The organism is Helicobacter mesocricetorum (assembly GCF_900198605.1).
GTDB classification, from domain to species: domain Bacteria; phylum Campylobacterota; class Campylobacteria; order Campylobacterales; family Helicobacteraceae; genus Helicobacter_D; species Helicobacter_D mesocricetorum.
The window spans coordinates 139,102-151,282 of record NZ_FZPJ01000010.1; the positions used below are offsets into that span (position 1 = coordinate 139,102).

Annotated in this window: 11 protein-coding genes and 1 tRNA gene; 10 read left to right on the forward strand and 2 right to left on the reverse strand. The window is 34.4% G+C overall.

The features are described 5' to 3' along the window. Positions 1 to 2 precede the first annotated feature (2 nt). A tRNA-Asn gene (locus tag C6H18_RS03395) sits at positions 3 to 77 on the forward strand. Positions 78 to 116: 39 nt separating this feature from the next. On the opposite strand, the gene C6H18_RS03400 is transcribed toward C6H18_RS03395, so the two are convergent. Beyond that, positions 117 to 908 carry a thiazole synthase gene (locus C6H18_RS03400; protein WP_407645596.1) on the reverse strand — a complete coding sequence of 264 codons (792 nt, stop codon included), beginning with the start codon at positions 906 to 908 and terminating at the stop codon, positions 117 to 119. Positions 909 to 930: 22 nt separating this feature from the next. Further along, positions 931 to 2,364, reverse strand: coding sequence for an NAD(P)H-hydrate dehydratase (locus C6H18_RS03405; RefSeq protein WP_104721701.1), 1,434 nt, complete (start codon positions 2,362 to 2,364; stop codon positions 931 to 933). Between the two features lie 84 nt (positions 2,365 to 2,448). On the opposite strand from C6H18_RS03405, the gene C6H18_RS03410 reads away from it, so the two are divergent. The 9 genes from C6H18_RS03410 (at position 2,449) to trpB (ending at position 11,639) form a co-directional block, all read left to right on the forward strand. Then, positions 2,449 to 2,877, forward strand: coding sequence for a hypothetical protein (locus tag C6H18_RS03410; RefSeq protein ID WP_104721702.1), 429 nt, complete (start codon positions 2,449 to 2,451; stop codon positions 2,875 to 2,877). A 70-nt stretch (positions 2,878 to 2,947) separates the two neighbouring features. Next, positions 2,948 to 3,670, forward strand: a complete 723-nt coding sequence (gene pyrH, locus C6H18_RS03415) for a UMP kinase (RefSeq protein WP_104721703.1) — start codon at positions 2,948 to 2,950, stop codon at positions 3,668 to 3,670. A 10-nt stretch (positions 3,671 to 3,680) separates the two neighbouring features. After that, complete coding sequence (locus C6H18_RS03420) at positions 3,681 to 3,899, forward strand: DNA-directed RNA polymerase subunit omega (protein WP_104721704.1); 219 nt, start codon at positions 3,681 to 3,683, stop codon at positions 3,897 to 3,899. 32 nt (positions 3,900 to 3,931) lie between these two features. After that, complete coding sequence (locus tag C6H18_RS03425; protein WP_104721705.1) at positions 3,932 to 6,082, forward strand: RelA/SpoT family protein; 2,151 nt, start codon at positions 3,932 to 3,934, stop codon at positions 6,080 to 6,082. Between the two features lie 15 nt (positions 6,083 to 6,097). Beyond that, positions 6,098 to 7,306: a tyrosine--tRNA ligase gene (gene tyrS / locus C6H18_RS03430; protein ID WP_199770114.1), complete on the forward strand. Its 1,209-nt coding sequence runs from the start codon at positions 6,098 to 6,100 to the stop codon at positions 7,304 to 7,306. A 10-nt stretch (positions 7,307 to 7,316) separates the two neighbouring features. Then, on the forward strand, positions 7,317 to 8,411 hold the full coding sequence (locus C6H18_RS03435) for a nitronate monooxygenase (RefSeq protein WP_104721707.1): 1,095 nt from the start codon (positions 7,317 to 7,319) through the stop codon (positions 8,409 to 8,411). Then, a complete protein-coding gene (locus tag C6H18_RS03440; RefSeq protein WP_104721708.1) occupies positions 8,408 to 9,556 on the forward strand; it encodes an N-acetylmuramoyl-L-alanine amidase family protein in 1,149 nt (382 codons plus the stop codon). Before C6H18_RS03435 ends, C6H18_RS03440 begins: the two co-directional genes overlap by 4 nt. A gap of 16 nt (positions 9,557 to 9,572) precedes the next feature. After that, a complete protein-coding gene (locus tag C6H18_RS03445; protein ID WP_104721709.1) occupies positions 9,573 to 10,412 on the forward strand; it encodes a hypothetical protein in 840 nt (279 codons plus the stop codon). A gap of 9 nt (positions 10,413 to 10,421) precedes the next feature. Then, positions 10,422 to 11,639: a tryptophan synthase subunit beta gene (gene trpB / locus C6H18_RS03450; RefSeq protein WP_104721710.1), complete on the forward strand. Its 1,218-nt coding sequence runs from the start codon at positions 10,422 to 10,424 to the stop codon at positions 11,637 to 11,639. Positions 11,640 to 12,181 lie beyond the last annotated feature (542 nt).

Below are 12,181 nucleotides of genomic sequence, written 5' to 3' on the forward strand. Positions count from 1 at the left end.
ATTCCGGATTAGCTCAGCGGTAGAGTAGGCGGCTGTTAACCGCTTGGTCGTAGGTTCGAATCCTACATCCGGAGCCACTTTATACCCCACATTATTACCCTTTTCATTATTAAATCCTAGTTATTAAATTCTAATAAACCATCTGTTGGAGAACTTGCAGTTGCATAAGGTTTTTTAGGGATTCTACCTGCAAGATAACTTGCTCTTCCGGCTTTTATTGCATCACGCATAGCTTGAGCCATTAAAATGGGGTTTTTTGCCTGTGCTATGGCGGTATTTGTTAAAACACCATCGGCGCCAAGTTCCATTGCTATGGCACTATCAGAAGCGCAACCAACCCCAGCATCAACAATTACAGGAATGTTAATTGCAGCTTTAATAAAAGCTATATTGTAGCGGTTTTGGATACCAAGTCCGCTACCAATAGGTGCAGCTAGAGGCATTACGGCACTTGCTCCTGCATTTTCAAGCTTTTTTGCCATTACAGGATCATCATTGGTATAGGCTAAGACATTAAATCCTTCTTTTGCTAATATTTCACAAGCACTTAAGGTTTCAATAACATCAGGATAAAGGGTTTTTTGGGTATCGCCTATGATTTCAAGTTTGATAAAGTCAATACCGGTTGCTTCTTTAGTTAGACGAAAAAGTGTAATGGCTTCTTTGGCATTAATGCAACCTGCAGAATTAGGAAGAAAAGAGATATTAGTATTTTTAAAATACTCTAACAAATTCTCTTCCTTAGGATTTGTGATATTAACGCGTCTTACGGCTACGGTTATCATTTCTGCGCCTGAAGCTATTGTAGCATCATAGGTAGTTTTAAAATCAGGATATTTTCCACTGCCCACAATTAAACGACTCTTAAAGCTTTTGTTCCCTATTTGTAAAACATCATTTTCTAACATCATAATCTCCTTAATTTTTTCTTTAAATGTAGCGGATTTGCTCGATTAAATCAAGAGGACTAAGTGAAAAATTTGCATTTTTTGTGGCAAATTCTTTGGCACAAAGGCTATGAGCTAAAGTCCCTTGTATGCAGGCTTCTAGGCAATTATATCCTTGTGCTAAATAACTTCCAATCATTCCTGCTAAAACATCTCCACTACCCCCTTTTGCAAGGATATTTGACCCTAAAGGATTGATAAAAATTTCTTCCCCTCTTGCTATAATTGTATTGGCTCCTTTAAGCACTAAGGTGGTATGGGGATAATTTTGGCTAAATTCTAAGGCTAAAGGAATGCGGTTTTTTTGCACTTCATCGATAGAAATTTGTTTATTATTTAGTTGCTTAAGTATCGTTATAAACTCTTTAGGATGTGGAGTAAGAACAAGGTTGGTGAAGTTTTTTAAGAAAACTTTAAAATCTTTGTGATAAAAAACATCTGCATCCAATAAAAGGGGAATTTCTCTATAGGATTTTAGAGTTTTTAGTAGTGATGGGGAATTTCTCCCATATCCCATTCCAAGCAAGATAGCTGTTGTATTGGAGGGGAGATTCTTTGTTGGCATAATCTCTATAGGGCAATTTGGACACTCTCCAATGATGCTAACAAGTCCAGCACCCATTCTAAGTCCAGCAAGTGCGGCAAGAATCCCTGCGCCTCTTTTTTCACCTATAAAAACACTTAAGTGTCCAAAATCCCCTTTGTTGCAATTATTTATCGCTCTAAAAGGCGGTTTAAAGTCCTTTTCTTCCAAGAGATGAAAAGGGGAGCTTGGGGCAAAAAGATTTTCTTCTACGCCTAAAGGCAGTAAAAGAATTTCTCCTACAAAATCTTTTGCATAATCACTAAAAAGTGCTGTTTTTAAAGCCCCCATTGTAAGTGTGAAATTTGCCCTAAAGGCTAGAGGTTGGTTTTGGATAAAACGAGGATTTCCTTCTTTGTCAATCCCACTTGGTATATCACAGGCAATCTTTAAAGCTTGCATTTGATTAAGTAAAATAAGCAGATTTTCTAAGCTTTTTGAGAGTTCTCCTTTAAACCCTATGCCAAAAACACCATCAATAATAATATCAAATTCTTCTTTGCCATCTAGGGTTTGGATAAACTTTAAATGATAATGAGATTCTAGATTTTTTAATCGTTGGAATTGCAGTAAAGAGAGTGTGCTTTTAAGAGCAAGAGGCAAAAAGATAGTTATTTTGCACTTCCCACAAAGCATTCTGGCTAAAGCTAGACAATCAGCACCATTATCGCCACTGCCACAGACGAATAAAATCTTGGAATCTTCTTTGCAATAAGGCAAGATAAATTCCCGCATTCCTCTAGCTGCATTTTCCATAAGGATTTCAGAAGATAAGTAAAACTTATCTATTGCAACTTTATCCAGCAAACTTGTATTGATAAATAAGTTTTTCATCACTTTCCTTAATTTTGCTTTTTAAAATCTTAAACAAAATATGTTATAAATTCAATCAAAAATATTTTAATTTCTAAGGTATTTATGAAATATAGTGGGTTTTTTCTAGTTTTGGTGATTTTGGTGGCGGGTTTAGTCGCCTTAGTGGGGTGTCAAGGAGATGTGAAGGAATCTATAAATCAAGAATCGCCCTTAAAGGAAGGGGTGCAAAAAAATAATAAAAAATCACTTCAAGCAGCTCCTGAAACATTGTTAAAAAAAGAGACACAACAGGGCTTAAAGCAACATTTAGACAATCTAAACTCACAATTACAACAAAAAAATTTGCGTAACTTACAGCTTGATAGTGCAGGGTTTAAAAAACATCAACAACATTTTGAAGATTTTTATAATCGTAAAGATTTATCGGAATCTTCCCCTAATAACCCTAAAGGTAATTTTGATAAAGCTTTGCAAAAGCAATTAAAGCAAATAGAAAAATTAAATGAAAGTAATGATAAATTTGGCAGATAACTCTTAATCTTTACTTATTCATAAGTAACTTTTTAATATAATGCTTTATTTGAAGCTAAAGGGTTTTGTGATGATAAAGCGTGTGTTAGTAAAGTTTTCTGGTGAAGCATTGGCAAGTGAAAGTGGTTTTGGGATTGAGAGTTCTATTTTAGATTATGTTGCCCTAGAATTGAAATCTTTAGTAGATATAGGTGCAGAAGTTGGTATTGTCATTGGTGGGGGGAATTTTATCCGTGGCGTGAGTGCGGCAAAGAGTGGATTAATTAAGCGCACAAGTGGAGATTATATGGGTATGCTTGCTACCGTGATTAATGGAGTGGCTATCCAAGAAGCCTTAGAATACCACGGGCTTGATGTTCGTGTTCAAAGTGCTTTAGAGATTAAAGAAGTTTGTGAAACTTATATTAATCGTCGCTCTATTAGGCATTTAGAAAAAGGACGCGTTGTTATTTTTGTCGCAGGAACCGGGAATCCCTTTTTTACAACCGATACGGCGGCTACTCTAAGGGCAGTAGAGATAGGTGCAGAGATTATTATTAAAGCCACAAAGGTTGATGGGGTTTATGATAAAGATCCTGCAAAGTTTAGTGATGCTGTGATGCTTAAGCAACTTAGTTATGAGCAAGCCTTAAAGGATAATATTAAAGTGATGGATGATACAGCCATTGCACTAGCGAAGGATAATTCCCTCCCTATTATTGTTTGTAATATGTTTAAAAAAGGGAATCTTTTAAATATTGTCCAACAAAAAGAAGATGCTATTTATTCAAGAGTTGCTAACTTAAATTTATAAAGGAGATAAAATGAGAATAGAGCAAATTGCTTCTAAGGCACTAGAGAGAGTGAAGTTTGATAGATATTTACTTTCTAATATTTTATTTGTAAGGATTGATGAGTTAAGCCGTGGTGCTAAACCCTTAGTTAATAAAAATGTTAAAAGTGATAAACTTTCTGATATTGCGCTTTTAGAAGTTGCAGAGGGAAAGATTGGGTTAGAAAAAATTGAAGACTTTAAAAATTAAGGATAATTTTTAAGAATTGGCAAGGTTGATTTTTGGATTTTTTAAAAAAAGTTGGAGCTATTACAAGTCCAAATAAAGCAATGGAACTGCTTTATTCTATGGTTAAACCAGCTCCCAACATACGCAATGCCATTGCTTTTGCTACACAAGCTCATCAAGGACAAACAAGAAAAAGTGGAGAGCCTTATATTGTGCATCCTTTGTTGGTTTCTTGTATTGTAGCTTATTTTGGTGGGGATGAAGAGATGGTGTGTGCCGCTCTTTTGCACGATGTCGTAGAGGATACACCCTATACTTTAGAAGAAGTTCAAAGGGATTATGGGGAAGATGTCGCTTCTTTAGTGGATGGATTAACCAAAATTGTTGCCATTCGTGCGGAAGAATTACCTTCTTCTTATTCTAGTGAAAAGCTTGTTGTAGCGGCTTTAAGTTTCCGTAAAATGTTGATTACTTCTGTAAAAGATGTAAGAGTGCTTGTTGTGAAGCTTTGTGATAGGCTACATAATATGCTAACATTGGATTCTTTAGCACCCAACAAACAAAGAAGAATTGCAGAAGAAACTTTGGTTGTTTATGCACCCATAGCTCATAGACTTGGCATTTCTTCATTAAAAAATGAATTAGAAGATAGAAGTTTTTATTATATCTTTCCTCAAGATTATAAGAAAATTAATGATTACTTTTCTAAGCATAAGCAAATGATTCAATTAAAGCTTAATGCTTTTATCCAAAAAGTTGAAAAGAGTTTGATTCAAGGGGGAATTCCTGTAGGGGATTTTAGCATTACCAGTCGGATTAAACGGCATTATTCTATATACCTTAAAATGCAACGCAAAGGAATCTCTATTGATGAGGTTTTAGATTTACTTGCCATTAGGGTGATTGTCAAAAGCCCTTTAGAGTGTTATAGAGCGCTTGGAATCTTGCATTTAAAATATAAGCCTATAATGTCTCGATTTAAAGATTACATTGCTTTACCTAAAGAAAATGGATACCAAACTATCCATAGCACACTTTTTGATGATTCTGCGATTTTTGAAGTGCAAATTCGGACAGAAGATATGCACAAAAATGCAGAATATGGGATTGCCGCACATTGGAAATACAAAACAGGAGGTAATAATACCTCCCCAAGCTTAGAATGGCTTAGTAAGTTACAATTCCAAAATAATTCTGTTGAGGAATTTTATGAGCTTGTTAAGAATGATTTATACCGCGAAGATATTGTTGTGTTTTCCCCAGATGGTGATAATTATTCTTTGCCTATTGGTGCTGTTGTGCTGGATTTTGCCTATGCAGTGCATACAGAAGTTGGAAACAGGGCTAAGGAAGCTTATGTCAATAACCAAAAAACCTCTCTTTTAACAAGATTAAAAAGTGGCGATATTGTAAAGATTGTAACCGCTAGCGAAAACATCTTGCGTTGTTCTTGGGTTGATGCGGTTAAAACCTCTAGGGCAAAAAGCCAGATTCGCAATAATTGTGCCTCTAGGGTAAAAGAGATTGAACGCAAAAGTGCTATTAATATCCTCGCAACAATTTTTGGTAAAAGTGCAGAAGAAATCGAAAAATATCTAATAGAAAATAATTTAGAGGATACGGCTTATCGTGCCACAACAGATATTAGCTTTTTAAAAGATATTAAAAATCGGATAAAAAATGACTATCGTCAAAATATTGGGTTTTTAACACGGATTAAAACGAGAATTTTAAAGCTTAAAGAATTGCGCTTTGATAATTTAGCTATTCATACCAACCATACGATTAATCAAGCGGTTTTTGATTATTGTTGTCATCCAAAATTTGGCGATGGGATTATTGCTTTTAAAAGTGGTTCTAAAGCCTTTGTGCATCATAAACTTTGTGATAGGGCATATTTGGAGATTCAAAAAGGTGTTAAAATGCTTTATGTAAGCTGGTTTGGTGATAAGTTGCAAACCTATAAACTTATTGTTGCTTTAGAAAATCAAAAAGGTGTTTTAGCAAATTTTCTACAATTCTTGGCAAAAATGGATATTAATGTTTTAAGTGTGGAATTAGGTTCGCAAAAAAGCAGTTATGCTACCCATTGTGAAATGTGTTTTGAATCCCATATTCGTGATACTAAAGAAATCAAAGCAAAACTTGGTAATCGTTATAAGATCATTGATGTTTATGCACTAAAAGATGCCTATGCAAACTAAGGAGAGAGAATGAGTATAGAATCAAAAGTCGATTTGGCTTTGGCAGAGATTCAAAGAGGGACGCAAGAAATTATCGGCTTAGAGATGATTAAGACTTTAGTATCTGCTTATTTTGAGAGAGGAAAAAACTTCAGCATTAAAGCAGGATTTGACCCAACAGCTCCGGATTTACACTTGGGGCATACAGTGCTATTGCAAAAACTTGCTACTTTTCAAAAATATGGGGCTAAGGTTTATTTTCTTATTGGAGATTTTACAGGAATGATTGGAGATCCAACAGGAAAAAATGAAACAAGAAAACCCTTAAGTAAAGAGCAGGTTTTAGAAAATGCAGAAACTTATCAAAAGCAAGTGCTTAAGGTTTTAGATCCTTCAAAAATGGAGATTGTCTTTAATTCCACTTGGCTTGAAAAATTAGGCACTAAAGGAATGATTGAATTATCTGCAAAATTTTCTGTGGCGAGAATGTTAGAGAGGGATGATTTTGAAAAAAGATATAAAGCACAAAACCCCATTAGCATTGTAGAGTTTTTTTATCCGCTTTTGCAAGGTTATGATTCTGTAGCCTTAAATTGTGATATTGAAATAGGTGGAAACGACCAGAAGTTTAATTTGCTAATGGGGAGGCATTTACAGAGATCTTATGGGCTAAATAAAGAACAATCCATTGTAACGATGCCTTTATTAGAGGGCTTAGATGGTGTGCAGAAGATGAGTAAGAGTTTGGGGAATTATGTAGGAATTACACAAGAACCCAAAGAAATGTTTGGGAGAATTTTAAGTATTTCTGATACCTTAATGTGGCGGTATTATGAGCTTTTAAGCTCCAAAAGTTTGCAAGAGATTGAAGCCTTAAAAAAGGGAGTGGAGCAAGGAAGCTTACATCCAAAGGGAGTAAAAGAAGATTTGGCTTTAGAGATTATTGCGCGCTATTATGATAAGCAAAAGGCACAAGAAGCTAAGGAGGAATTTATACGCGTTTTTAGTAAAGATGAGTTACCAAGTGATATACCAAGTTTCATAAAACCAAAGAATATTTGGATAGCACAACTTATGAGTGAATGTGGATTAAGTGTTTCTAATTCAGAGGCTTTAAGATTCATTAAACAAGGTGCTGTAAAGCTTAATCATCAAAAATTAGAAGATTCTAAGCTTAATTTACAAGAGGGTGAATATGTTTTACAAGTTGGAAAAAGAAAATTTATCAAAGTTTTGATTCAATAAAAGGAAATTTATGCTACAAAAAGTTCAATTAAAGCCTTTAAAGATTGGAAGATATACCCTTCCAATTCCTATATTTCAAGGAGGAATGGGTGTTGGGATTAGTTGGGATAATCTAGCGGGAAATGTTTCAAAATATGGCGCATTAGGAATTATCTCTTGTGTGGGGACAGGCTATTATAAAAATAGTGCTTTTATCCAAAAATCTGTTAAAAATCGCCCTCTTGACACTATTAATTTTTATTCCAGAGAATCCTTATTTGAAATTTTTAAAAATGCACGAAAGATTTGTGGAGAAAATCCCCTTGGGGCAAATATCCTTTATGCTATTAATGAATATGGAAGGGTGGTAAGAGATGCTTGTGAAGCAGGGGCTAATATGATTATTACAGGAGCGGGGTTGCCTACAAATTTACCAGAATTTACCTCAAATTTTCCTCAAGTAATGCTCATTCCTATTGTTTCTTCAGCCAAAGCTTTAAGGATTCTTTGTAAGCGTTGGGAGGGTAGATACAAGAGAATTCCTGATGCTATTATTGTAGAGGGACCGCTAAGTGGAGGACATCAAGGTGTTAGCTATGAAGATTGTTTTAAGCCTCAATACCAACTTGAAGCAGTTGTTCCAGAAGTTTTAGAAGAATCTAAAAAATGGGGAGATATTCCTATTATTGCTGCTGGAGGAATTTGGGATAGAAAGGATATTGATAAGTTTATGGATTTGGGGGCTAGTGGTGTGCAAATGGGAACTAGATTTTTAGGGGCTAAAGAATGTGATGCGAAATATTATAATGCCTTAATGTTGAAGGTTACTAAAGAAGATATTGAATTAATCAAGTCTCCTGTGGGCTATCCCGCAAGAGCTATTGTTACAGGAATTATTAAGGCATTAAGAGAGGGGAGGGGGGAGAAAATTGCTTGTGTTAGTAATTGCGTAGCTCCTTGTCATAGAGGAGAGGAAGCTAAAAAAGTGGGGTATTGTATCGCTGATGGTTTGGGTGATGGATATTTAGGAGATACCCAAAAGGGGTTATATTTCACAGGGGCGAATGGTTATAGGATTGAAAAGATTCAAAGTGTGCAAGAAATTTTAGATGAATTAACACAATGATGAGAGTTTTTTTAATTTTTCTTTTTTTGGGGAATATTCTTTTAGCACAATCCTTGAAGATAACTTCAATCCAACAAAACCAAAATAGTATTGTTTTAAACTTTAACCAAAATATTAAAAAACAAGATTTTAAAAACTTTTCTTTAAGCAATAATGGTGAAATTCGTTATGTTTATGATATACAAGCAGAACTTATGGGGAGTGCTAAAGTTTTCAAGTTTGAAAATAATATAGAAGTGAAAATAGCACAAAATTCTAAAGAGAAGGCTCGTCTTGTTATTAATACTCCCAAAGCAATAAAAATACTCTTAGAAATATCGACCAAAAAGGCAGTCTTAAAGCTTCCTAATGCCAATAAAAGTGTTAATTCTCCCTCTATTGCATCTTTGTTTGAAACTTCTCCATCTAAAGCCAATATCGCTAAAGCACCCCCAAAGCCTACTCCTGCAACAAATACTAATAGAGTTAGCAAAAAAAAGATTATTGTAATAGATCCCGGACACGGAGGGAAGGATTGTGGTGCTATAAGTGTAGGTAAGGTTTGTGAGAAAGTGATTGTGTTAAATATCGGTAAATATCTTAATGAAGAGTTAAAGAAGAGAGGTTATCAGGTTTATATGACTCGTTCTAAAGATGTTTTTATTGGACTTAGAGAGCGAACAAGGTTTGCTAATAATAAAAATGCAGATTTATTTATTTCTATTCACGCCAATGCCGTATCTGAAAATAAAGAAAAGCTAGAGGGGATAGAGAGTTATTTTCTTTCAACTGCTAGAAGTGAGCGGGCTAAGAAAGTAGCAGCTTTAGAAAATAAAGATGATACAGAAGTGATGAATTATTTTTCTAAGCAGTCTTTTTTAAATACACTTAATACCCAACGAATCGTTGCTTCTAATCGATTAGCAATTGATATTCAATATGGAATGTTACAAGTAGCAAGAGAGAAATTCAAAGTAGTAGATGGGGGCGTAAGGGAGGGTCCATTTTGGGTTTTAGTAGGAGCATTAATGCCTTCAGTTTTGTTAGAGGTTGGTTACTTAACACATCCTAAAGAGGGAGAGAGGCTTAACCAAAGTGCTTTTCAAAAAACACTTGCCCTAGGGATTGCAGATGGTGTTGATAGCTATTTTGCAAAGAATCCTTAAATAAAAAGGTCGAATGATGAAAAAAAATATGATCTCCCATTTGGTATTTTCTTCTTTGTATTTTGTTTTGGCACTTTTTACTATTTTAATGTTGCTACTTTCAGGGTTTGTAGAAGATTTTAAGCAAATGTTTCGCTTAATAACACAGCCTTATGGTGTGTATTTTATTATAGCTATTATTTTATTATCAGGGGGAGTCTTAGTTACTCTTTTTCATCTTGTAAGAATTTATACAAGCCATATTTCAAGAATTTATAGCCCTTGTATAGCTCTTGTGTTATTGGTTTTTGTTGGTTTGCTTTATTGTCAATTTTTTATTGAGGAGCGAACCTATTTGGACTTTTTTTCTTTAGAGGATTCTTTAAGATTTATTTCAGAGGAGATTCTTGATAAATCATTCCCTATTATGGTTGTAGATTATCTCTTTTATGGTTTATTTGTTGTGATGCCTTGTGTGGCATATTTTTTAAATTTGCATTTTGATAAAAGTAAGATAATAGGAAGAATCCTTCAGCTAACACAGCCAAACTTTAATGCAATTATTGGCGGGATTTTTGGTTTTACAATTTCGCCTTTTTTTAAAAATGGAATTGTAGGCTATGCCGAATTAATGTTTTTGGTTTTAGGGCTTTTATTGTTTATTTATATTGTTATTATACGCAAGAGACTTTTGGATTCTTATGAGTATTTTAATTTATTCTTATTATTGGTAGTGTTTATTTCTATGATGATTACTAGCCATAGTTTTATGGATGCAGAATCTTATTTTGAAGTGCGTAAAGTTTTTTATGTATTAGTGTTGTTGGGTTGGGCGAGTAGTTGGATGATGAAATTAAAGCCTAAAACTTATGAATAAAGGATATAGATGAAACAATCTTATTTAAAGCAATTTCCTAATGAAGAGGGGTATTTTGGAAAATTTGGTGGAAGTTTTGTCCCAGAGAGTATTCAAAAAGCAATGCAAGAGATTGATACTGCCTATCATCTTATTGCTACAAATAGTGATTTTATCGCTGAATTACGAAAAATTAGAAAACATTTTCAAGGGCGTCCCACACCGATTTATTTTGCACATAATTTAACAAAGGCTTATAATGGGGCTGGAATTTATTTAAAAAGAGAGGATTTAAACCATACAGGAGCGCATAAACTTAATCATTGTATGGGTGAGGGACTTTTAGCGAAATTTATGGGAAAAAAGAAATTAATAGCAGAAACAGGAGCTGGACAGCACGGAGTAGCATTAGCCACAGCAGCAGCTTATTTTGGGTTAGAATGTGAGATTCATATGGGAGAGGTGGATATTGCTAAAGAATATCCTAATGTAGTGCGTATGAAAATCTTGGGAGCTAAGGTTGTTCCTGTTAGCTTTGGAGCAAAAACCTTAAAAGAAGCTGTCGATTCCGCTTTTGAATCTTATTTAAAAGATCCTCATAATTCTATGTATGCTATTGGTTCTGTAGTGGGTCCTCATCCCTTTCCTAAGATGGTTCGAGATTTTCAGAGTATTGTAGGTATAGAATCTAAAGAGCAATTCCTTGAAATGACTGGAGAATTGCCAGATATAGTGATAGCCTGTATTGGAGGTGGTAGCAATGCTATGGGGATTTTCAGTGGATTTATTGACGATAATGTAGAGTTAGTAGGAGTAGAGCCTTTGGGTAGAAGTGAAAAATTAGGAGAAAATGCCGCAAGTTTGAGTTATGGGGAAGAAGGTATTATGCACGGGTTTAATTCCGTGATGTTAAAAGATTCTAAGGGTGAACCAGCACCTGTTTATAGTGTTGCAAGTGGATTAGATTATCCAAGCATTGGACCAGAACACGCTTATTTGCATAGTATAGGACGCACTAAGGTGGCAACCATTAATGATAAGGAAGCTATTACAGCCTTTTATTTATTAAGCAAAAAAGAAGGTATTATTCCTGCTATTGAATCAAGCCACGCTCTAGCTTATGCCCTAAAGATAGCTCCAAACCTTAAAGGGAAAAAGATTCTTATTAATCTTAGTGGAAGAGGGGATAAAGATATTGACTTTATCGCTAATACTTATGGCTATGGAGAAGATTTTAAACACTCTTAAGGAGAGATTTAATACAAAGTATTCTTTTTAGAAAAATCTGCAATATACAAGATTACAAAAATTAAAGCAAAAGCCTCAATGGCTTCGCTTACAAAATCAAAAAATAATTCCTAATTGCGGATTCTGTGCAAAAACAAGCTCAAGCTTTCTTTAATTCTCTTCCTTAAATAAATCAGGCACATCTCTTCCTTTTAATCCATAATGCCCCATAAGAACCTTATCAAAGATTAAAGAATAGAGGGTAGGGGTTATCATAAGTTTTTGTGGCATTGCTTATAATGGGTTTTGGTATTCATCAAAGAAAATCTCTATACAATAAACTTCCTAAATGCCTATGGAGTGTATAGAAATATGGAGATAAGAGAAAGAAGTGATAAAGAATATGGATATGGATTCCTTAAAACAAAGGTATAAGAAGTATAGTAATGAAAGTAATGTGGATATATATAATGTATAAGAGTATAGGCTTGTAGAAATCTAAATTTATAAGAAGTATAAAGAGGAAAGATTCCTCTTTAAATCCCCCTAAAACTTCTTCTTAT